Below are 21,397 nucleotides of genomic sequence, written 5' to 3'. Positions count from 1 at the left end.
TCCCCGTCCGACGTTCCCCCGGCACCGGGCGGTTCCTGCCGGCCGTACCATCGAAGGCACTGTGTCCGAGTCATCCACCGCCCCGCCCGTCGGCCGCCCGGCCGCCGACGCCGCGCCCGAACCGCCCGCGCCCCGGCCGGCCCAGCCGCCGGCGCCCCCCGCCGGGCAGCCCGAACCGGCCGAGCGGCCCCGCATGTTCCCGCCGGGCGTCGGCCCGGCCGCCGACCCGACCGAGGGCACCGCGCCGGACCGCGCCATCCGCAGCTTCCAGCCGCGCCGCAGCCGGGTCACCGACAGCCAGCGGCAGGCGCTGCTGCGGCTGTGGTCCCGCTGGGGCCTGGAGATCGACGGCCGGACCCGGCTCGACCTGACCGCGCTGTTCGACGGCCGGCCGGTGGTGTTGGAGATCGGCTTCGGGATGGGCGAGGCCAGCGCCGAGATGGCGGCGGCCGACCCGGACACCGGGCTGCTCGCCGCCGACGTGCACACCCCCGGCCAGGGCAACCTGCTGCGGCTGGCCGAGCGCGCCGGCCTGACGAACGTCCGGGTGGCCAACGGGGACGCGATCCTGCTGCTCCGCGAGATGCTGCCGGAGCGCTCGCTGGCCGGCCTGCGGATCTTCTTCCCCGACCCGTGGCCCAAGAAGCGGCACCACAAGCGGCGGCTGATCCAGCCGGCGTTCGTGGCGCTGGCCGCCTCCCGGCTGGCGCCGGGCGCGACGCTGCACTGCGCCACCGACTGGGTGCCCTACGCCGACTGGATGCTCGAAGTCCTCAGCGGCAGTGAGCTGTTGGCCAACACGGCGGCGGACGGCGGCTTCGTGCCGCGGCCCGCGGGCCGGCCACTGACCCGCTTCGAGCGGCAGGGCCTGGCGAAGGGCCACGAGGTGCGCGACCTGGTCTTCCGCCGGCTTCCCTGACCGGCGGCGGGGGCCGGCGTGCCGGCCGGTTCGGTCCAGCGCCGGTCCCCGCCCCGCTGTCATCGGCCGGACGCAGGCCGTAGGGTCGTGGGGTGCGCCTCTCGCTTCCCCCACGCCTCGGCGCAAGCCGGCCGCGAACCCTGTTGATCGGCGCCCTGTTGGCGCTGTGCGGGCTGGTGGTCGGGGCGGTGATCCACGGCGAGACGGGCACCGGCGGGTTCTGGGTCGGGGTCGGCCTGGCGGCGCTGCCGCTGCCGGTCGTGGCGCTGGCGGTGCGGTGGCTCGGCCCGGTGGCGCCGGCCGCCTGGCGGGCCGCGCTGTTCGCGTTCGGCTGGGGCGCCTGTGTGGCGACGCTGGTCGCGTTGACGGTGAACGGGCTGCTGGTCCGCTGGCTGACGGCGGAGCCGGCGCGGCTCGCGCCGTCCCAGCCGGACACCCTCGAACTCACCGTGATCGCCCCGATGGTGGAGGAGACGGCGAAGGCGGGCGCGCTACTGGTGGTCTGGCTGGGCGGCGCGGCACGCGGCCACCGGGTGCTGGTCGCACTGGCCGTGGCCGGCTGCGCGGCGGCCGGCTTCGCCTTCACGGAGAACGTGCTCTACCTGGGCAGCGCCTTCGAGCAGGACCAACGCCTGGGCTCCTGGAGCCTGTCGCAGTCGGCGACCGCGGTCACCTTCGTGGTGCGGATGGTGGTGGCGCCGTTCGCGCACCCGCTGTTCAGCGCGCTCACCGGGCTGGGCTTCGGGCTGGCCATGGCGCTCGGCCCGGCCCGCGAGCGGGCCCGCCGCAACGGGCACCGCTGGCGGGTGGCGCTGCCGCTGGCCGGGCTCGCCCTGGCGATGGTGCTGCACTCGGTGTGGAACGCGGCCACCTCGCTCAGCTTCTTCCGGTTCGCCGCGGTCTACCTGCTGACGCTGCCGCTGCTCGGCGTCGTCTGCTGGCTGGCGGTCAGCCTGCGGCGGCGCGAACTGCGGATGATCCGGCGGACGTTGACGCACTACGTGGCGGCCGGCTGGCTGGCGCCCGGTGAGCCCGCGGCGCTCGGCTCGCCGGGCGACCGGGCCCGGGCGCGCCGGGCCGCCCGCCACGCCCGGGGCGCGGCGGGGGCGCGGGCGTTGGCGGACTACCAGCGCACGGCCACCGAGTTGGCCCGGCTGCGGAACGAGGCCACGCTCGGCCGGGACACCGGCGACTTCCCGGGCCGGGAGCACCGGCTGCTGGAACGCCTCTGGCAGGACCGCGAGTTCGCGTCCGCCACCACCCTGGCCACGGCGGAGCCGCCTCCGACCGGCACCGTGGCCCGGCCCGACTAGCCGTCACCGGCGGCTCGTCCCGATCGGACTCGCTGTTCACCGGGGGGCGGTTCGTCCCCACCCGACCCGCCGCGACCAGCCGGCGGCTCGTCCCCACCCGACCCGCCATCGCCGGCCGGCGGCTCGCGCCGGTCGGCCGCTACCAGGCGGCGGCCCGCAGCACGTCGGCGGCGATCGCCCCGACCGGGCGGCCGTCCGTCGGGACCCGGACGGTCCCCTCGGGGGCCGAGGCGGCCAACTCGCGGGCCATCGTCAGGGACCGGTCGAGGTGCGCGTCGAAGCCGGAGCCGATCTCCCGCCCGGCGAGCCGCTCCCGCACGGTCGCCTCGGTGGCGGTGAGCAGCACCCGGGTGACGCTGATCTCGCCGCCCCCCATGGCGCGTCGGAGCATCGGCTCCTCCAGGACGCTCACCGTGTTCGTGTAGACGAGGCGACGCTGGCCGAGGGCGGCGTAGTTCGCCCAGATCGCGGCGGCGTTGCGCTCGGTGATCGCCGAGCGGTGCGGGTCGTCGGCGGGGGCGGGGTGTATCTGGTCCAGGTAGTCCCCCTCGACCAGGCAGTGCGCGGTCCCCGCCGCCCGCAGCAGGGCCGACACCTCCCACCCGACGGTCGTCTTGCCGACGCCGGCGCCACCGCCGATGAGGAGCAGTTCGTATCCGGTCATGGTCAGCCAGCCTGGCAGCCAAACCCGCGCTGCGGCAGTGGGTTTCGGCCGCCGCCGGGGACTCGGGGCTCAGCGCAGCGCGCTGACCAGTCCGTGGTGACGGCGGGTGTGGGCGCGCAGCCAGTGGTGTTCCTCGGGCCGGAGCTGCCCCGGCACGGCCAGGCCGACGACGTCGATGGTGGGGTTGACGTCGAGGTGGTCGAGGAGCCTGACCAGCGAGAAGCCGGTGCTGGGGTCGGTGGCCCAGCGCGGCTCGCCGAGCAGCGCCGGGTCGCTGACCGGGTGGCTGAGGGACCGGTCCCCGAGGTGGGTCTGCGCGCCGGGCACCAGCCGCAGGCTGACCGCCTCGGCCCACGCCTCGGCGCGGGCGCCGAAGACCAGCCGCACCTCGGCGGGTCGGCGCCAGCCGGGGCCGCCGCTGGTGTGCGCGACGGCGTGCAGGTCGGTGCGCTCCCCGGTGCCCGGCGCGTGGGGCTGGTACGAGTCGAGCCGCATCACCAGGTCGTAGCCGTCGATCCGGGGGCCGAGGCCGCTGGCGGCCACCGCCTCGCCGCCGCCGACCACGCAGACGGTGCGGCCGGCGAGCCACTCCCGCAGACCGTCAACCGTCAGCGGCTCGGGCGCCAGCGCCAGCGGCGTCCGCTCCGGCGTGCCCGGCTCGGCCAGCGCGCGGTGCCGGCGGTAGGCGTCGCTCGCCTCCAGCGCGCGCCCGTCGGCGGCCAGCGCACGCCCGCGCAGCAGCCAGGCGTGCGACGAACGGCTGCCGAGCGCGACCGCCGCGTCCGCCAGCCGGCGGGCCAGGCGCACCTGGCCGGCGGCTATCGCCGCGTCGCCGGCCCGCAGCAGGGCGGTGAAGGAACGGTCCCGGCACGGTTCGACGGCGGCCCGCTCCCGGACCAACTCGCCGGCCGCGACGATCAGTCGGTGCTCGCCCGGGGCGGTCGCCGGCCCGGTCAGGCGGCTGAGGAATCCGGCGCACTCCCGGACACAGCCCGCGAAGAGATCCTCGGCGCGGGCGACGCTGCCGGGCCAGGGGCCGGTCCGGTGGGTGGCCCTGGGCCTTCTGATGGCCTTCATGGTCGCGACCTTCCCGGTCGATCCCCCCGGCCGCGTTGCCCCCGGGCACCGGGCAGGTGAACTTTGGCGAACGCCCCGGAGCGGGCGCCTGGCCGGCGAGGCGGAACGGACCGGCCCGCGCCGGGCCGGCGGGACCGGAAGGGCGGCGGGCCGCCGGGCGGCGGCGGGCGGCCGAAGCCGGCGGGTGCCACCCCGCGATGCGGGGGGCGGGGCCGCCGGCCGGCGGGTGCCGGCGCTGGCCACCCGCCGGACCCGCGCGGGTCCCGACACGAGAGCGGCGGTCCGGCGCGGGGACCGGCCAGGCCCGGAAAGCGGCGTGCGGCCGGCGCGGCTTCGTCGAAGCGGCTGGCACGGTCCCCTGCCGGGGCGGCACGCTTCGCCGCCGGCGGCGGCGCGGCCCGGCGGGCAGTCAGGGGTGCCGGCGCTGGCCACCCGCCGGACCCCGCGCGGGTCCCAGCACAAGGGTGGCGGCCCGGACCGGGGGCGGCGCGTGTCCAGGTGGGACGGGGCCCCGGGCCGCCAACCGGCGGAACCCGGCATGCTCAGGCCCGAGGCGGCCGGCCGGGCGCGGGCAGAGGACCGTGTGCCCAGCCGGCGGCCGGCGGGGGTCAGCTGACGTTGGAGGCTTCGGTGAGGCGGGTCAGTTCGGCCTGGGTGAGGGTCAGTTCGGCCATCGCCAGCAGCGGGGGCAGCTGGTCCACCGTGCGGGCGCTGGCGATGGGCGCCACCACGGTGGGCTGGGCGAGCAGCCAGGCGAGGGCGATGGTGGCCGGGACGACGCCCCGGGCGGCGGCGGTCTCGTCGAGCGCGGCCAGCACCGCGCGGCCCCGCGCGGTCTCCAGGTGGCCGGCGGCGCCGCTCGACCTGGGGCTGTCGATCTGGGCGCCGGGCCGGTACTTGCCGGTGAGGAAGCCGGCGGCGAGCGCGTAGTAGGGGACGGCGGCCAGGCCCCACTCGGCGGCCAGCGCGGCGCGTTCGCCCTCGTAGGTGTCCCGGGAGACCAGGTTGTAGTGCGGCTGGATGGCGACGTAGCGGGCCCGGCCCTCGCGGTGGGAGAACTCCAGGGAGGCGGCGAGGCGCTCCGGGCTGATGTTGGAGACGGCGATCTCCCGCACCTTGCCGGCGGTGACCAACTCGTCGAGGGCGGTGATGATCTCGCCGACGGGCACCGACTCGTCGTCGAAGTGGGTGTAGTAGAGGTCGATGTGGTCCACCCCGAGGCGGCCGAGCGAGGCGTCCGCGGCGCGCCTGATGTTCGTCGCGGACAGGCCGGGAAAGTCGGGGTGTTGGCCGACCTTGGTGGCCAGCACGATGTCGTCCCGGCGGCCCCGGCGGGCCAGCCAGCGGCCGATGACGGTCTCGGACTCGCCGCCCGCGTTGCCCGGCACCCAGGAGCTGTAGGTGTCGGCGGTGTCGAGGAAGTTCCCCCCGCCGGCGGTGTAGGCGTCCAGCACCGCGAACGACGCCGCCTCGTCGGCGGTCCAGCCGAACACGTTGCCGCCCAGGCAGAGCGGCGAGACCTGAAGGGCGCCCACGGCGCGGGTCGTTGCTGTCATGTGGGCCAGCCTAGGCGGACCGCTGCCCGGAGGGTGGAAAGGGGGGACCGACGGCCCTGGCGTCGGGGGGCGCCGCCAGAGCCGCCGGCGTTTGGTGGGGGCCGTCTCAGATGGACTGGCCCTTGTCCCGCAGCCAGGCGAGCGGGTCGATGGCGTCGCCGCCGCCGGGCCTGACCTCCAGGTGGAGGTGCGGGCCCGAGGAGTTGCCGGTCGAGCCGACCTGGCCGATCACGTCGCCGGTGGTGACCTCGGTGCCGGTGGAGACGTTCATCGAGGAGAGGTGGCAGTACCAGAGCTCGGTGCCGTCCTCCTGCTCGACGATGATCCGGTAGCCGTAGGAGCCGGCCCAGGCGGCCTCCTTGACGACGCCGGTGTGCACGTTCTTCACCGGGGTGCCGGTGGCGGCGGCGAAGTCGGTGCCGGTGTGGTTGGACTGCCACATCGAACCGCTGTCGCCGAAGCTGGAGGTGAGGCGGTAGGTGCTCAGCGGGAGGGTGTAGCTGGCGCGGAGCTCGGCGAGCCGGCGCTCCTCCTCCGCGCGCTGCCGCTCCTCCTCCTCGGCGCGCTGCCGCTCCTCCTCGGCGACCCGCTCGGCCTCGGCCAGGATGGCGGCCTCCTCGACGGCGGCGGACCGCGCGTCCTCGACGGCCGTGGTCCTGGCGTCGGTCTCGGCGCTGGTCTCCTGCTGGTCGGCCTGCTGGAGGATGCGGGCACGCAGCGCCTCGCCGGCGTCCGTGCCCGCCTCGACCTCGGTGTCGGTGAGGCCGGCGGTGGTGAACACGGCGGTGGTGGCGGCGGCTTCGGAATCGCTGGAGCCGACCAGCGCGCTCAGCACGGGGATGTTGGCGACCGTGTTGGCGGCGCCGCTCATCCCGGGGACGGAGCCGGCGCCCTCGTCGTTGGCGGTGGCCATGCCACCGGCGCCGACGGCGGCGATCACGCCGACGCCGAGCACGGCGCGGCTACGGGCGATGGTGCCGCCGCGCTGGCGGCTTACCCGGTGCCGGCCGCGGACCGGGCGCAGCGAATCCTCGCTGGGGTTCCACTCCGTGACGGGCTCGTCCTCCACGGCCTTGGGGCCGTAGTAGGTGGGGTGGCTGCCGTAGGAGGAGGCGTAGGCGCCGTATCCGTCCTGCGGGGTGCGCTCCAGCGGGTGGACGTCCAGGGAGTCCACGGGGGCGTGCCGGTTCGACGCCACAGGGGCGTTCTCCTTTCCTTCCTTCTCACCTACCGGGTTAGCTGACGGGTTCGGAGCAGGAAGGTCTCCTACGGGCGGCTGGGGGGCCGTCCGATTCACCCCAAGTGGTGGTTCCCCGGTTCCTGATGTGCGTTGGTGGCGCACACGCCGGATTCGGCGATGCGACGCGGCCCCGTCCTCTGCGACGGCGGCGACTACCGCGCTGCGTTATCGAACGTTAATAGACGGGCCCGCCGGATTCCAAGTGTTCCCAGGAAAAACCCTTAGGGGTTGCGGGGACCTTCACTGATCAACTCCCGCAAAACGGTCATAATTTCAAACCGGTGTGGCCTGTGTCGCATTCTGATAGTGCGTCAATCGTTATGCGGAGCGGGGCTTCCCTCTCACCCTCCGTGATCTTGTGGCCCGGTCGGGGGCGGCAGCCGGCCCTGGAGCGCCAACGGCAGCCGGGCGTGCAGCCGCTCGGCGGTCTCCTCGACGCTCTGCCCACGGGCCGGGTCCTCGGTCAGCAGCCGGCCGACCTCCTCCTGGATCACCTGGGAGAACTGCCGGTAGTAGGGCGTCGCCGGGCGGCTCCTGGCGTCCTGGAGGGCGCACCACAGCAGCGCGGCGTGGGCCCGCCGGTCCGGCCGCCAACGGGCCTCCTCCCCGCTCCCCGACGTGCCGGCCCAGCCGGAGCCGTCGTCGGTGGTCGGGGTGGCCACCCGCAGGGTCGGCTCGCAGTCCGCCCGGCCGAAGTCGGCCGGGAGCCGGTAGGCGGCGCTCAACGCGGGCGCGAAGCCGGCGTCCAGCAGCCTGGCCTGGTTGGCCGGGTCGCCGGTCAGGAAGCGGATCAGCTCCTCGGCCGCCGCGGCCCGCGGGCTGCTGGCCGCGACGGCCAGGCTCTGCCCGCCGAGCGCGGCGACGCCGGGCAGCCTGGTCACCCCGAACGGCACCCGGTCGGCGGCCAGCCGGTCGGCGACCCGGTTGAGCGCGAAGGGCCAGTTGCGCATCAGCGCGGTGCCCCCGTCCAGCCGGGCGAACTCCTCCAGGGCGCCGGTCTCGTCGGCGTCGAGCGCGGCGGTGCTCAGGTGCGCCCGGTCCGCGATGTCCCGCAACAGGCCCAGACCCGCCTCCAGTTGGGGCAGGGTGCCGACGTAGTCGCCGTCCGCGTCGACCAGGGCGCGGTCCGGGACGGCGGTCCACAGCGCCTCCAGCACGTTGACCACCAGCCCCTCGTAGGGCCGCAGTTGGGTGACGTAGGTGGCGGTCCGCTGGCCGCCGGCCCGGCCGGCGTAGAGCGCGGGCAGCGAGTCGCCCCACAGGTCGACCGACTCCAGCAGGTCCCGCCGGTAGTAGAGCAGCCCGACGTCGGTGTTGAACGGAACCGCGTAGAGGCGGTCCCGCCACCAGCCGGTGCGTGCCACGTCGGCCACGAACTCCGGCTCGACCAGGCGCTCGTCCAGCTCGGTGACCAGCCCGGCGGCGGCGAACTCGGGTATCCAGCTGACGTCCAGGTTGAGCACGTCGTACTCGGCCGCGCCGGACTGGAGGCCGGCCAGCACCTCGGCCCTGGCGTCCCCGTCCGTGCTGGACAGCTCCACCAGGCGGGCCTTGATGGGGCTGCGCTCGTTCCACGCGTCGATCAACGACTGCCGCACCCCGCTCTCGTCGGGGCTGGTCAGGTCGGCGGCGCTGACCACCACCAGGGGGACGTCGTCCGGCGGGGCCGGTCCCGGGGTGATCGCGGCCGGCGCCGGCCCACCGGTGCAGGCGGTGGCCAGCGCCAGCAGCGCCGCGCCGACCAGGGCCGCTTCGCGCATCAGCGGCTCACCCCTCGCCCAGGCCGCGGAGCCAGGTCGCCAGGGCGACCGGCTGTCCGCCCGGCTCGTCCAGGCAGCTGTCCGCCCGGGTCAGCTCGTCGACCGGGGAGCGGTCGCAGCCGCCGTCCAGCACCGAGACCACCAGCGTGCTGTCGACGTCCGCGGCGGCCAGCGCGGCCGACGCGTCGGTGCGGTGCCCGTCGTCGGTGATCAGCACCAGCACCTCGGTGGCCGCGCCGCGGCCCCGCCCGGCCAGCAGCCGGTCGGCCTCGGCGATCGGCACCTCCAGCGCCACCTCGCCCCGCACCGGGGCGAGTTCGGCCAGCAGTCCGTCGATCCCCGACGCGTCCGGCGGGCCGAGGTCGCGCGGCACGCCGACCGCGGCGCCGCCCGGGCCCGGCATGCTGACCACGGCGAACTCGTCCTCGGCGGTGAGCGCGCCGACCGCCTGCCGGAGCGTGTCCCGCACCACCGCCAGCCGGCCATCGGCGCCCAGCACCGAGGCGGAGACGTCCAGCACGAAGACCACCCGCCGGGGTGCCCGGTCCGCCGCCCCGGCGGCCAGGTACTCGGCCACCGCGGCCGCGTCGGCCGGCTCCGCCGGGGCGGGCAGGCCGTGCACGAAGGGGCGCCGGTTGAGCAGCTCCGGGTCGCCGACGAAGCCGTCGGCCCACGGCTCCCGCTGGCGGAAGCCCTCCGCGGTGAGCGCCGCCCGGCCGGCGTCCGAGGTCAGCCACGTCCGCAACAGCTCGACGGCGGCCCGCCGTTGGGTGACGTCCCGGTCCGCGTCCCGCCAGCTGACCGGCACGAAGGTCAGGTCGAGCGGCGGCACGTCCACCGGGTAGTAGGCGGTGTAACGCTCGCCGAGGCCGACCCGCCAGCCGCCCTCCGGGAGGCAGGGCGCCGGCGACTCGCCGACCAGCGGCAGCATCGACCGTTCGGCGAGCAGCAGGTGGGGGGTCGGCTCGTCCGGGCTGAGGCCGCACAGCAGCCGCTGGTCGTCCGGCGCCGGCTCCGGGTCCGGCGTCCAGTCCCGGCCGGCCCGCAGGCCGTGCAGCAGGGCGGCGTCCGAGGAGTGCGGCGCGGCGTGCCGCACCCCGTCGCCGGCCGCGGCCAGCAGCCGGGCCAGCGGCTCGCCGGTGCGGGCGACCCCGGCCAGCTCGCCGGCGACCGCCAACACGGCCGGCGTCCTGGCCAGTTCGGTCGCCTCCCCCAGGTCGACCCGGCTCTCCCTGGCCAGCGTCGCCGGCCGGGCCCGGTCCACCGCGGTCGCCGAGGCCGGCAGCCAGACGTCCGGCAACGGGCCGACGTCGCGCGGGAGTTCGCGGCACGGCTGGTCGGTGGCCGACGCGGGCGCCGGCGGGGCGCACGGCCGGCCGGGCGAGACCCAGTCGGCCGAGTGCCCGAAGGCGTCCACCACCGCCGCCCCCGGCGCGCCGTAGACCTGGACCTCCACCCGTCGGCAGTCGCGCGGCCCGGGGCCGACGAGGTCGGCGGCGGCCGGGTCGGGCTGGAACGCCGACAGCGCGCGGGCCAGCGGCTGTTGGTACTCGGGGGTGGTCAACACCCGCAGCTGGAGCGGCACCCGGCAACGGTCGGCGGCCGCGTCCCGCTCCCGCCACCGGTCCCAGAGCAGCCCGCCGGCGCCCAGCGGGAGCAGCAGTGCCAGCAGCACCAGCCCGGCCAGCGGCCGCCAGTGCGCCCGCTCGCGGAAGTGCCCCCAGGTGGCGCGGAACCGCTGCCGCCGGGCGGCCAGCCGGGCCAGCGGGCCGGGCTCCGGGCCCTGGGCGACATGGGAGAGCACCACGGTGGCGCCGGCGGCCGACGCGGTGAGCCGGGGCGCCCAGTCGTTGCGGTGGCTGTCCGCGTCCGCCGCCGCCCGCTGCGCGGCCCGGCCGGCCAACAGGCGGAGCTTGCGGTGGAGTTCGGCGACGGTGAGGGGCTGGCGGCGCAACCGGTGCGCGCGCAGCACGGTGAGCAGCGCCCGGGTGAACGGGGTGGGGCCCAGGCCGTCGCCCCGGTCCTGGTCCTCGTGCGCCCGGCAGGAGGTCAGCAGCGCGAACGCGGTCCGGCCCGGCTCGTGTTCCCGGTGCGCCTGCCCGGAGTGGCAGCAGTCCAGGATCAGCACCACCCGGCGGGCCGGGGAGCTGCGCACCGTGTCCCGCAGCCAGGAGTAGGGGATGGCGTGCTCCCACACCCGTTCCCTGGGGCAGTCGGCGGGCACCAGGAGCAGCTCGGTGCTGCCGCGCCGGGTGTCGAAGTGCAGCTGGCCGTGGCCGCTGAAGTAGACCAGCAGCAGGTCGCGGGCGGTGTCGGCGGCCCGCCGCACCGCGTTGAGCACGGCCTCGCGGTCCCGTGAGTGGGACAGCTCGCAGGTGCTGGGCACCGCGCGGCCGGCCTCGTCCTGGCCGAGCAGCTCGTCCCGCAGTCCCCGGAGGTTGTGGGCCACCCCGGGGATGTCGCCCCAGGTGGGGTCGCGGTACTCGGCGGCGCCGATCAGCAGCACCCGCGAGCGGCGGGCGTCGGGCACCTGGGCCACGGTCCGGCTACTCCGGAGCCCGCTCGTCGTCGTCGCCCGCCCGGCCCGGCCGGTCCGGCCCGTCACCGCCCGGCCGGTCCGGCTGGTCGCGCTCGATCGCCCGGGCCAGCTTCTCCACCCGGTCGCGCAGCTCCCCCTTGGTGTGCTGGGCGGAGGAGAGGGTCACCTCGGTGCCGTCGGGCAGGGTGACCCGCACCGTGAGCTTCTTCCGGCGGTTGCTGACGTGGTTGGCGAGCGAGCGGAGCAGCGCGCCCAGGGCCACCCGGACCGCCACGTCGAAGACGGCGACCAGGATCTCCTCCCCGGTGCCCATCCGGCCCTCGGGGGTGGACAGCTCCGTCCTGGGCAGCCCTGGATCGCTGGCCAGCCAGGCGCGTAACAGCTCAAGGTCGTTCTCCGCCGGCTCGGACTCGGCCACCCCGATCCGCAGCCGGACCGCCGGCGCCCCGTCCTCGCTCGGCTGGCCGCGGTCCCCGTGCTCCGCGTCCGACACGTACTCCGCCACGCTGGTCACCCCTCGCCACGCGTCCCGGAACGCCCGCCGCCCCGGGTCCCCCCACGCCGCACCGCTGCGCACAGAGCTGGGCACAGAGGGTCAAGTTAACACCACGGCTTCGGCGTTGGGAACGGATCGGGCGGCGGGATGTTGCACGGCGAGGAGCGCCAGATCGTCCTTGAGGCCGCCCCCGCTGTGCGCCACCACGTCCGCCAGCAACGCGTCCAGCAGCTCGGCCGGCGAGGCGAAGCGCCGGCCCGCCAGCCCGGCCACCGGGTCGTAGAACACGCCGTCGGCGTCCCGCGCCTCGCTCAGCCCGTCGGTGTACAGCAACAACAGGGCGCCCGGCGGGAACGCGGCGATGGTGGTGGTCTGGTCCTGGCGGTCGTACAGCTCGCGCAGCCCGAGCGGCAGGGCCGGGTCGGCGGGCGGCTCGCCGTCCGCCGCCCCGCCCCGGCGGGGGCGCTCGTCCGGGCCGGCCTCCGCGCCCCCGTCCTGGCCGGGGGGCGCTTCCCGGCCCGGGCGCCCGGCCGCCTCGACGGCCCCCGCCGAGAGGTAACGGGCGGCCCCGTCCGGGCCGAGCAGCACCGGCGGCGGGTGGCCCCGGTTGATCATCCGCAGCCGGGCCGGCGGATCGTCCGGCAGCTCGACCAGCACGGCCGTGGTGAACCCCTCGTTGGACTCCAACGAGGGGTGGTGCCGCCGCTCCCGCAGCAGGGTGTCCTCCATCCGGGCGGCCACCGCGCTCAGCTCCGGCTCGGTCTCGGCCGCCTCCCGGAAGGCCCCGAGCAGCACCGCCACCACCTCGGTCGCGCCGAGCCCCTTCCCCCGGACGTCGCCGACCAGCATCCGCACGCCGTGCGGGGTGCGGCGCACCGAGTACAGGTCGCCGCCGATCAGGGTGTCCCGCTGGGCCGCCCGGTAGCGGGCGGCCACCCGCAGCGGCCCCACCTCGTCCGGCGGCTCCGGCACCACGGCGCGCTGCACCGTCTCGGCGATCCGCCGCACCGAGGCGATCCGCTCGTCCCTGCGGAACAGCATCCGGTTCAACAGCAGGGCGAAGAGCGCCATGGACGCCACGGTGCCGATCTTGATCGCGGCCTCCGGGCCGTGCGGCACGATCCGCGTCATCTCCAGCACGACCAGCGCGGTGGCCAGCAGGCCGTAGACCCCGGTCGCCCAGAACGAGAGCACGGGCGCGGCGGCGATCGGCGCCGCCACATAGCAGGGCGTCAGGGTGACATGGGGCGGCGTGACGAAGTCCAGCACGGCACCGATCAACAGCAGCGCCCCGGGCACGCCGGGGTACAGCCGCCACCAACCCACGCCAGGCTCTCGCGTCCACACCATCCCACTCTGCGGTCGGGGCAGCGGCGCCGCGACCGGAGCACGGTGGGGTGGCCGGGCCCCAGCAGCCCGGCCACGCCACGACACGGCCGTCTCCGGCCGTGCGGCACCGATGCGCTGATCAGGCGTCGCCCGGCCGATCGCCGCGTATCGGCCGGGACACGCCGGGGGAAAGCCGAGCGGGCACCCCAGAACCCACCACCGGCCGCTTCCCGCACCGCCTCATCGGACCCCCTGCGTTCCCACGGGACGGCAGCGCCGCGCTGCCCACCGGCAGCCTTTCCGTCCCCCAGGGGCGCGAAAACGGGGCGCGCGGTGCGCCGAACGGCGTGCGGGGACACCGGCGGTGGTGCGGCCCCCGGCCGGCGCGCCGGGCCGGCCCGGGGCGCGCGGCGGCCGGCTCACCAGCGGTGGTGGACCTGGGCCCGGAACCGCCGGTCGTAGAGGTCGGCGACGGCGGCCAGCGTCGCCTCGTCCAGCGCCGGCAGGTCGGCGGCCGCCGCGTTGGCCCTGGCCTGCTCGGCCGACCTGGCCCCGGGGATCACCGACGTCACGCCCGGCTGCTGCACCGCCCAGCGGAGCGCGGCGGCCGCCGGGCTCACCGCCGTCGGCAGCAGCGCGGCGAACTCGGCGGCGGCGGCCACGCCGGTGGCGAAGTCCACGCCGGAGAACGTCTCCCCCTGGTCGAACGCCTCGCCGTGCCGGTTGAAGGTGCGGTGGTCGCCGTCCGCGAAGACGGTGGCCTCGGTGTACCGCCCGGAGAGCAGCCCGGAGGCCAGCGGCACCCGGACGATCACCCCGACCCCGGCCGCCGCGGCCGCCGGCAGCACCCGCTCCAGCGGCTTGCGCCGGAACGGGTTGAGAATGATCTGGAGGCTGGCCACCCCCGGCCTGGCGAGCGCGGTCAGCGCCTGCGCACAGGTCTCCACGCTCACCCCGTAGCCGGCCACCCGCTCCTCGGCGACCAGGGTGTCCAGCGCGTCGTACACCGCGTCGCTCGCCAGCACCGCGGTCGGCGGGCAGTGCAGCTGCACCAGGTCGAGCCGGTCCACGCCCAGGTTGGCCCGCGAACGGTCGGTCCACGCGCGGAAGTTGTCCAACGTGTAGTGCTCGGGCAGCTGCTCGGCCCGGCGGCCCATCTTCGTCGCCACCAGCGGCCGGGCGTCCGGCCGGTCCCGCAGGTAGCGGCCGATCAGCCGCTCGCTGCGGCCGTCGCCGTACACGTCGGCGGTGTCCAGGAAGTCCACCCCGGACTCCACCGCGGCGTCCAGCACCTGGCGGGCGGCGGCCTCGGGGACCTCGCCCCAGTCACCGCCCAGCTGCCAGGTCCCGAGCCCCACGACGGAGACCCGCCGCCCCAACCGGTCAAACGCGCGTCGCTCCATGCCGGCATCCTCTCAGGCGGCCGGCCGACCCGGCGGCGGAGGTGACTCCACCGCGGCCCGGTCGCCAACTCCGTCCACCGGCACGCCGGTTGCCGGCACCGCGCACCGCGCACCGCGCACCCACCGTGGCTCAGCGCGGCTCCAGCCGCCACTCCTGCGGTTGGTCGCTGGCGCACGAGAAGAGCCGGCTGTGGATGAGGTCCTCGTTCTGGTACTGGCTCGCGGTGAGACACAGACCGGCGCGGACCGACACCAGTTGGACGTAGCCGCCGCCGGCCTCCACCAGCCGCCACCGCTGGTTCCGCCCGGCGTCGCAGGTCCACTGCACCACCTTGGCCTTCACCTCGGCGGACGCCTCCTCGGTGTCCAGGCACAGTCCGCTGGAGCCGACACTCACCGTGACCGCGCCGGAGCCGTCGGCGCGGAGCCGCCAGTCCTGACTCCCCCGGCCGTCGCAGTCCAGCCAGACCATCCGGCCGCCCGGCTCCCGCGAGTCGTACTTGACGCTCAGACAGCGCCCGCCGGGACTGACCACCCGGTAGACCCCGCCGTCCGCCACCCCCGCCGCCAGGCTCTCCGTCGACTCCCGCCGCGCCCCTCCGCCCGTCGACTCGGGGTCCGGCGCGCGCTCCTCGGTCACCTCGGTCGCCTCGGCTTCCGCTTCGCCGGCGTCCGCTTCGCCGCCACCGTCCGGCGCGGCCTCGGCGGGCGGCACGGCGGGCGCGTCGTCCGCCCCGCGCTCCCCGGCGTCGTCCGGCCCGCCCGCCTCGGCGGGTGGCTCGTCCCCCGACCGCTCCGCGTCCTCCTCACCCGCCACTTCGTCGGTGGCGTCCGTCCGCTCCGGCGGCTCCTCGTCCGGGTCGGCGGGCGGGCGCGGCGCCTCCCCGGTGGCGCGGTCAGTCGGCTCGGGGGCGGCGTTGGCGGTGCCGGCGTCCGGGGTCAGCAGCCCTCCGACGAGCACGACGACCAGGCCGGCGACGCACGTGCCCGCCACGCCCCAGCCCAGCGAGGTGAAGACCCGCCGCCCCGGCACCAGTCCCCGGCGCGCCACGGCCGGGTCCCGGGTGAAGGCGGCGGCGAAGCCGCGAGGCCTCGCCGAACCGGGGCGGGGGACGATCGGGTCCTCGTCCCCTCGGGGATGTTGCTCGGGCGCTGAGCCGCGTTCTCTCCTGAACACTCGCTGGTCTCACCTTTCGTCTCCTGGCGTGCGGGCGGGGTCGGCGGGCTCCCTTCCCGCGCCAGGGCGGGCGCGGTCCATGTCGGGCTGCCGGGGCGCGCCGACGCGGCCCGGTCTCTTTGCTCCACGCGGCAGGAAGCGAAAAGGTTCAGTAAACGCCGTCTTCCCTCGGTACGCCGCCGACCACACACACCGCGTGACGCCAGCTGGGCGGTCTCTCCCGCGCCCCAACCCCCGCGCCCGGGAAGGGCGCGGGGGTTGGGCGGGGCTCAGGCGGTGGCCGTGATGACGGTCATGGACTGGGTCAGCCGGCCGCGGTCGAGGGCGGCGTGGAAGCTCGGCGAGGCGCCGTCGATCGCGATCTCCGTGGTCGGCGGCAGGTGTTGCTGGGCGAAGGCCAGGCAGCGCAGCCCGGCCGGGGCCATCGAACCGAGCTCGTGCACGTCGATCACCAGGCGCCGGGCCGCCCGGTCGGCGGTCTCGGCGACGGCCCGGTCGACGAGCCCGCGCAGCGCCGGCACGTCGGCTTCGGTGAGGTCGCCGGAGAGGCGCAGCACCGTGCTGGACCCGACGGCGCCGACCGAGGCGTCGAACGGACGGGGGGCGTCGGTGGCGGAGCTGGACATGAGGGCTCCCTTCAGAGCGGGTGGGCGACGAGCAGGGTGGTGGCGCGCGGCGGCAGGGTGAGGCGGTCGGGGTCGGGGCACGGGGGTTCGGCCCCCGGCGGGTGGGCGTCCGCGCCGGGGGGCGCCGCGGTGTCGGCGAAGACGTGCCAGCGGCGGCCGGGCGGCGGGGCCGGGGCCCGGACCGTGCGGGGGGCGTCGCCGGTGTTGGCGGCGAGGTAGACGGTGTCGTCCGCGGCTTCGTCGTGCAGCAGGACGGCCAGCAGCGTCGAGGCGGCGGACCAGTCGGGCTGGTCCGGGGTCTCGCCGTGCCAGCTGACCGGGGGGTGGGGCGCGCCCGGCCGGCGGCGCCCCTCGGGGTGGTCGAGGCGGCGGAGCACCGGGTGGGCGCGGCGGAACGCCAGGCAGCGCCGCGTGAAGCGGAGCAGTGCGGCGCCCGGCGGGGCGTCGGCGAGGCTCCAGTCGAGCCAACTGGTGGGGTTGTCCTGGCTGTAGGCGTTGTTGTTGCCGCCCTGGGTGCGCCCGTGCTCGTCGCCGGCCAGCAGCATGGGCACGCCCCGGCTGGTCAGGAGCAGCAGCAGGGCGTTGCGCGCCTGGCGGGCCCGGAGCGCGCGGATCGCCGGGTCGTCGGTCGGCCCCTCGTGGCCGTGGTTCCAGCTGTCCTCGCCGGGGATGCCGTCGCCGCCGCCCTCCCCGTTGGCCGCGTTGTGGCGGTGGTCGTAGGCGGTGAGGTCGGCGAGCGTGAAGCCGTCGTGGCAGGTGACGTAGTTGATCGAGGGGGCAGCGCCGCGGCCCGGGTAGAGGTCGGGGGAGCCGACCAGCCGGGTGGCGAACGCCGCCGTGCTGCCCGGGCGGCCGAGCAGGAAGCGGCGGATCGTGTCGCGGTAGCGCATGTTCCACTCGCTCCACCGCCCGAAGTGCGGGAAGGAGCCCACCTGTTCGGTGCCGGCCGCGTCGCTGGCCTCGGCGATCAGGCGCAGGTCGGCCAGCACCGGGTCGGTGGCGATGGCGCGGACCAGCGGCGGGTCCTCGAGCACGGCGCCGTCGGTGCCGCGGGTGAGGATGCTGGCCATGTCGAAGCGGAAGCCGTCGACGTGGTACTCGGTGGCCCAGTGGCGCAGGCAGTCCAGGAGGAACGCGCTGGCCACCGGGTGGTTGGCGTTGACGGTGTTGCCGGTCGCGGTGAGGTTGCGGTGCCGGCCGTCGGCGTCGAGGAGGTAGTAGGCGGCCTCGTGGAGGGCGCGGAAGGACAGGGTGGGGCCGCGGTGGTCGCCCTCGGCGGTGTGATTGAGGACGACGTCGAGGATCACCTCGATGCCGGCGGCGTGGCACGCCCGCACCAGCTCCTTCAGCTCGCGTGCCGGGCCGCCGGGGCCCCGGTCGGCGGCGTAGCCGGCCTTGGGGGCGAGGAACGCGACGGTGTTGTAGCCCCAGTAGTTCGGCAGCGGTTCGCCGGTCCCGGGCGCCGCGTAGGTGTTGTCGGTCTCGTCGAACTCGAAGACCGGCAGGAGTTCGACGGCGGTGACGCCGAGCGCGGCCAGGTAGGGGAGCTTCTCCCGCAGGCCGGCGTAGGTGCCGGGGTGGGCGACCCCGGACGACGGGTCGCGGGTGAAGCCACGGACGTGGAGTTCGTAGAGGACGAGGTCGCCGGCCGGGTGGCGGGGCCGCCGGTCGTCGCCCCAGTCGAACGCGGCCGCCTCGGGGTCGGGCACGACCGAGCGGTAGGCGGGGCGGGTGCCGAACGGGCCGGTGCCGGCGAGTTCGCGGGCGTACGGGTCGAGCAGGACGGTGGCCGGTCCCGGCTCGACGCGGTAGCCGTAGTGGGAGAGGGCCGGGTGCGGGCCGCGCACGGTCATGGCGTGGACGTCGCCGTGCGGCCCGTGGTGCGGCTCGGCGGGGAACGGCAGCTCGGCGGTGACGGCCCCGTCCGCCGGGTCGCACAGCACGAGCACGACCCGGCGGCCGGGGGCGGTCGCCACGGCGAAGTTGACGCCGCCGTCGACGACCGTGGCGCCGAGCGGTGCGGGGGTGCCGGCCTCGGCGCGCAGGCCGCCCGGCGCGGCCGCCGGGTCGCGGGACGCGGACACGGTCAGTCGCCTCCGGTCGGTCGCACCCGGGCCCGGACCAGGAGCGGCTGGTCGGAGTCCGGCAGCCGCACGGTCAGCCCGGTCGGGTCGAAGTCGTCGTACGGGGTGCCGTCGACGGTGACCTGGTCCAGCAGGACCGCGCCGCGCGGCAGCACGTCGGGCGAGACCCGCAAGCGCCGGTCGGGGAAGGCCGCGTCGGGGCGCGGCCGGAAGTACAGGTCCAGCGGCTCGCGGTGGACCAGCAGCCGGGTGTACACCTCGGCGAGGTAGCAGAGTTCGGCCTTGTGGTACATCGCCATGGCGTGGCTGCCCTTCAGCCGCTCGTCGCCGACCAGGAACGGCAGGCCGGAGGCGAGCACGGTGAAGAAGACGCCGCCCTCGTCGTGGTCGAGGAAGAAGGAGTTGTAGAACGCGGCGGACTCCCTGGCGTGCCGCAGGAAGTCGTCGTCGCGGGTGTGGCCGGCGAGGATGAGGTAGGCGAGGATCGCCTGCTCCTGCTGCCACCACACCTTGCGGTCGTGCCACACGAAGGGGTGCCGGCCCCGGTCTGCGCGGCGTTCCACCAGGTCGTACCAGCCGCCGCGCTGCCGGTCGCCGCCGACGTCCGGCATGGTCCGGCCGATCTCCTCGGCCAGCGCCCGGTACTCGCGCTTGGGCAGCGTGGCCTGCATCCGCATCAGGTTCCAGGCGATCTTGAGGTTGTGGCCGACGACGGCGCGGTCCCGCTGCCAGCCCCAGCCGTGGTCCGGCGTCCAGTCGGCGTGGAAGCGCTCGTTGACGAACGGGCTGCCACCCGGGGTGCGGTCCGGCAGGTGGGTGACGATCATGTCGAAGGTGTGCTCCAGCATCCGGCGGTACCGCTCCTCGCCGGTGGCGAGGTAGAGGTTGAACAGGTAGGCCGGCGCGTGGTCGCCGACGGAGTTCCAGTTCTTCCGGGAGCGGTTGGGCCCGAGGCTCGCCTCGTGTGGGCTGAAGGTGACCGGGTCGATGTGCGAGTAGTAGCCGCCCAGGCGCGGGTCGTGGAAGTACTTCTCGAAGAGCCGGACGGTGCCCTCGACGTCGGCGAGGATGCCGGCGTCGCCGGTGGCCCGGAAGGTCTGCACGAGGCCGACCAGCGCGTAGATCTGCTCGTAGGCCGGGATCGCGCGGTAGTCGTCGCCGAACTCGGAGGCGAACAGCTTGCGTTCGCGGCCGCCGGTGACGTCGGTGCCGTGGTACCAGTAGACGACGTCCGCCTCGGGGTCGACGAACCGCATGTGGTCGTGCAGGTACTGGGAGCCGCGCTCGGCGACGGCCAGCGCGCGTTCGTCGCCGGTCAGCAGGAACGTGCTGGCCATGCCGTAGACCATGCGGGAGATCGTGTCGGTCTCCTGCACCTGCCGGACGGCCTTCTCGCCGCTGTTGCGGAGGTCGGTGCGGTAGTCGCCGAAGTCGATGGCGTGGCCCGGGCCGCCGAACTGCGCCGCGTCGTAGAAGGCGGCGAGTTGCCGCAGCTGCTCCGTCCACCAGCCGGGGCGTTCGAACGGCCAGGTCGCGGCGCCGGCCCGGGCGCCGGGCTCGGTGACGACGACGAGCTGGCCGGCCTGCAGGTGCGGGCCGTCGGGCTCGGGGTAGACCGGGCCGTAGCAGAAGACGAAGGTGCCGGGGGTCAGGTGGTCGTGGAGCGTGGTGGTGGCGTCCGCGTAGGGCTCGCCCAGGTTGCGCAGCCGCTGCCCGGAGGTGGTGGCGGTCAGGTGGACGGTCACCTCCCGGCCGTCCAGGGCGCGCAGGGCGACCCGGTCGCCGGCGCGCCGCAGGACGTACCCGGCGGTGGTGTCGGAGTAGGGGTGGCCGGTCACGCGGTGCCTCCGGCGGCGGGGCCGGCGAGCGCGGCGCCGGTGGCCGGCGGGGCGAGCAGGTCGATCACGGACCGGGCCAGCAGGTGGCACTCGGCGACGGTGCGGCTGGTCACCAGGTCGCGGTCGACCACCACGTCCTGGTTGGTGTAGTTGCCGCCCATGTTGCGGACGTCGCCGACGAGGTTGTTGTGGCAGGTGACCTCGCGCCCGCGGATCAGCTCGGGCGCGGCCGAGACCAGCAGCAGGCCGTGGCAGGAGAACGCCTTCACCAGGTTGGGCAACCGGAACGCGCGGCGCATCAACTCGACGGCGGGGGCCGGCTGTTCGACGTCCTCGCTGTAGCGCAGCCGGTCGGAGACCTGGCCGGAGGGCACGACGAGCGCGGAGAAGCGGGACAGCTGCGTGTAGTCCAGCGCCTCCAGGTCGTCGGAGACGGTCACCGGGGCGCGGAACTCGGCGCCGTTGAAGGAGAGGTGGGACTGTCCCCACAGCCTGGTCAGCAGCACCACCTCGGCGCCCTCCTCGGCGAAGCGGCGTCGGTAGTAGGAGATCTCCTCCTCGACGAAGTCGTTCTCCATGAGGATGCCGATGCGCCGGCCGGCGAGGCGGCTGGGGGACGGGGTGGGTCGGGTGGTCACGGTGATCACGTCCTTGGCGGTGCGGTGTGGCGGTGGATGGTGGGTGGTGGGTGGCGTCGTGGTTGGGGTGAGGCGGGTGGCGTCGTGGTTGGGGTGGGTGCCGGGCCCGGCCGGCGGTCTGGTCGCCGGGCCGGCCGGGCCCGGCGGTTCAGGCGGCGTTGAGCACGGCGGCCTGGCCGGCGGCGACCGGCGCGGCCGGGGCGGCCGGCTCGACGCTGACGCTGCGGATGCGCGGCGCCCCGTCCTGGAGCACCACCAGCCACTCCTGCCGGGTCGGGGCGGCGCCCGGGGCGCCACCGCCGGCGGTGGTCGTCAGCTCGCCGTGCACCGGGGAGAGCAGCCGCACCCGGACGTCCGTCAGGGACACGCCCCGGCCGGCCAACGGCAGGTGGTCGCCGGCCGCGTACCAGCGGCGGAACTCCGCGAGTCCCCGGACGACGCCGCCGGGGAGGTCGAGGCGCAGCCCGTTGGCCAGGTCGGAGGTCAGCAGCGCGACCGGCGCGCGGTCGGCGAGGCACTGGTGCCAGTCGCGCACCAGCGTCTCGACGATGTCGGCCGACAGGCGGTCGACGGCGGCCGGGGCGGCGGGCGGCGGGACGGGGGCGGCGGGCCCCTCGGAGGACGACGGGAGGGGGGTGACGGTGGGAAGTGCCACGGGTGGGAGTTCCTTTCTCACGACTCGCACGACGGGGACCACGCGGGAGACCCGGCGGCCCGTGGGCCGCCGGCCCGGCTGGC

17 protein-coding genes and 1 riboswitch are annotated in these 21,397 nt (G+C 76.1%); of the genes, 2 read left to right on the top strand and 15 right to left on the bottom strand.

Annotation, left to right across the window (positions count from 1 at the left end; translation table 11 throughout):
• Window positions 1-61 precede the first annotated feature (61 nt).
• Together trmB and RM844_RS29065 are read left to right on the top strand one after the other, a co-directional pair.
• A complete protein-coding gene (gene trmB, locus RM844_RS29070; RefSeq protein ID WP_394814622.1) occupies window positions 62-919 on the top strand; it encodes a tRNA (guanosine(46)-N7)-methyltransferase TrmB in 858 nt (285 codons plus the stop codon).
• Between the two features lie 92 nt (window positions 920-1,011).
• Entirely contained in the window at window positions 1,012-2,232 is a 1,221-nt protein-coding gene (locus RM844_RS29065) for a PrsW family intramembrane metalloprotease (RefSeq protein ID WP_311670399.1), read from the top strand.
• A gap of 139 nt (window positions 2,233-2,371) precedes the next feature.
• Here the strand turns inward: RM844_RS29065 and RM844_RS29060 are convergent, their stop codons facing one another.
• The 15 genes from RM844_RS29060 to RM844_RS28990 all read right to left on the bottom strand — a co-directional run bounded on the left by RM844_RS29060 (window position 2,372) and on the right by RM844_RS28990 (window position 21,314).
• The gene (locus tag RM844_RS29060; protein ID WP_311670398.1) at window positions 2,372-2,896 is read right to left on the bottom strand and encodes a nucleoside/nucleotide kinase family protein; all 525 of its coding nucleotides are present in this window, start codon (window positions 2,894-2,896) and stop codon (window positions 2,372-2,374) included.
• Window positions 2,897-2,965: 69 nt separating this feature from the next.
• Complete coding sequence (locus RM844_RS29055) at window positions 2,966-3,973, bottom strand: hypothetical protein (RefSeq protein WP_311670397.1); 1,008 nt, start codon at window positions 3,971-3,973, stop codon at window positions 2,966-2,968.
• A gap of 608 nt (window positions 3,974-4,581) precedes the next feature.
• The gene (locus tag RM844_RS29050) at window positions 4,582-5,529 is read right to left on the bottom strand and encodes an aldo/keto reductase (RefSeq protein ID WP_311670396.1); all 948 of its coding nucleotides are present in this window, start codon (window positions 5,527-5,529) and stop codon (window positions 4,582-4,584) included.
• Between the two features lie 106 nt (window positions 5,530-5,635).
• The gene (locus tag RM844_RS29045; RefSeq protein WP_311670395.1) at window positions 5,636-6,727 is read right to left on the bottom strand and encodes a M23 family metallopeptidase; all 1,092 of its coding nucleotides are present in this window, start codon (window positions 6,725-6,727) and stop codon (window positions 5,636-5,638) included.
• 11 nt (window positions 6,728-6,738) lie between these two features.
• A riboswitch (cyclic di-AMP (ydaO/yuaA leader) is annotated at window positions 6,739-6,896 on the bottom strand.
• A 214-nt stretch (window positions 6,897-7,110) separates the two neighbouring features.
• Window positions 7,111-8,529 (bottom strand): extracellular solute-binding protein, encoded by a 1,419-nt coding sequence (locus RM844_RS29040; protein ID WP_311670394.1) that lies wholly within the window; start codon window positions 8,527-8,529, stop codon window positions 7,111-7,113.
• Between the two features lie 7 nt (window positions 8,530-8,536).
• The gene (locus RM844_RS29035) at window positions 8,537-11,068 is read right to left on the bottom strand and encodes a caspase, EACC1-associated type (protein ID WP_311670393.1); all 2,532 of its coding nucleotides are present in this window, start codon (window positions 11,066-11,068) and stop codon (window positions 8,537-8,539) included.
• 7 nt (window positions 11,069-11,075) lie between these two features.
• Entirely contained in the window at window positions 11,076-11,573 is a 498-nt protein-coding gene (locus RM844_RS29030; RefSeq protein WP_311670392.1) for an effector-associated constant component EACC1, read from the bottom strand.
• A 90-nt stretch (window positions 11,574-11,663) separates the two neighbouring features.
• Window positions 11,664-12,890: a PP2C family protein-serine/threonine phosphatase gene (locus RM844_RS29025; protein WP_311670391.1), complete on the bottom strand. Its 1,227-nt coding sequence runs from the start codon at window positions 12,888-12,890 to the stop codon at window positions 11,664-11,666.
• 422 nt (window positions 12,891-13,312) lie between these two features.
• On the bottom strand, window positions 13,313-14,296 hold the full coding sequence (locus RM844_RS29020) for an aldo/keto reductase (RefSeq protein WP_311670390.1): 984 nt from the start codon (window positions 14,294-14,296) through the stop codon (window positions 13,313-13,315).
• Between the two features lie 130 nt (window positions 14,297-14,426).
• Complete coding sequence (locus tag RM844_RS29015; RefSeq protein ID WP_311670389.1) at window positions 14,427-15,347, bottom strand: RICIN domain-containing protein; 921 nt, start codon at window positions 15,345-15,347, stop codon at window positions 14,427-14,429.
• 395 nt (window positions 15,348-15,742) lie between these two features.
• Complete coding sequence (locus RM844_RS29010; RefSeq protein WP_311670388.1) at window positions 15,743-16,099, bottom strand: STAS domain-containing protein; 357 nt, start codon at window positions 16,097-16,099, stop codon at window positions 15,743-15,745.
• A gap of 11 nt (window positions 16,100-16,110) precedes the next feature.
• Window positions 16,111-18,183, bottom strand: coding sequence for a glycogen debranching protein (locus RM844_RS29005; RefSeq protein WP_311670387.1), 2,073 nt, complete (start codon window positions 18,181-18,183; stop codon window positions 16,111-16,113).
• 2 nt (window positions 18,184-18,185) lie between these two features.
• Window positions 18,186-20,021: an AGE family epimerase/isomerase gene (locus tag RM844_RS29000; protein WP_311670386.1), complete on the bottom strand. Its 1,836-nt coding sequence runs from the start codon at window positions 20,019-20,021 to the stop codon at window positions 18,186-18,188.
• The gene (locus tag RM844_RS28995; RefSeq protein WP_311670385.1) at window positions 20,018-20,659 is read right to left on the bottom strand and encodes a DJ-1/PfpI family protein; all 642 of its coding nucleotides are present in this window, start codon (window positions 20,657-20,659) and stop codon (window positions 20,018-20,020) included. The genes RM844_RS29000 and RM844_RS28995 overlap by 4 nt, the downstream gene beginning before the upstream one ends.
• 148 nt (window positions 20,660-20,807) lie before the next feature.
• Window positions 20,808-21,314, bottom strand: coding sequence for a hypothetical protein (locus RM844_RS28990; protein ID WP_311670384.1), 507 nt, complete (start codon window positions 21,312-21,314; stop codon window positions 20,808-20,810).
• Window positions 21,315-21,397: the final 83 nt, after the last annotated feature.

This window comes from Streptomyces chisholmiae, assembly GCF_031845445.1.
GTDB classification, from domain to species: domain Bacteria; phylum Actinomycetota; class Actinomycetes; order Streptomycetales; family Streptomycetaceae; genus Streptomyces; species Streptomyces chisholmiae.
This window is presented reverse-complemented; position numbering and strand designations above follow the sequence as displayed.

Bases quoted from the DNA above. Each gene is read 5' to 3' on its own strand.
- RM844_RS29010 (WP_311670388.1), bottom strand. From the start codon at position 16,099: ATGTCCAGCTCCGCCACCGACGCCCCCCGTCCGTTCGACGCCTCGGTC.
- RM844_RS29020 (WP_311670390.1), bottom strand. From the start codon at position 14,296: ATGGAGCGACGCGCGTTTGACCGGTTGGGGCGGCGGGTCTCCGTCGTG.
- RM844_RS29040 (WP_311670394.1), bottom strand. From the start codon at position 8,529: ATGCGCGAAGCGGCCCTGGTCGGCGCGGCGCTGCTGGCGCTGGCCACC.
- RM844_RS29060 (WP_311670398.1), bottom strand. From the start codon at position 2,896: ATGACCGGATACGAACTGCTCCTCATCGGCGGTGGCGCCGGCGTCGGC.
- RM844_RS29050 (WP_311670396.1), bottom strand. From the start codon at position 5,529: ATGACAGCAACGACCCGCGCCGTGGGCGCCCTTCAGGTCTCGCCGCTC.
- RM844_RS29055 (WP_311670397.1), bottom strand. From the start codon at position 3,973: ATGAAGGCCATCAGAAGGCCCAGGGCCACCCACCGGACCGGCCCCTGG.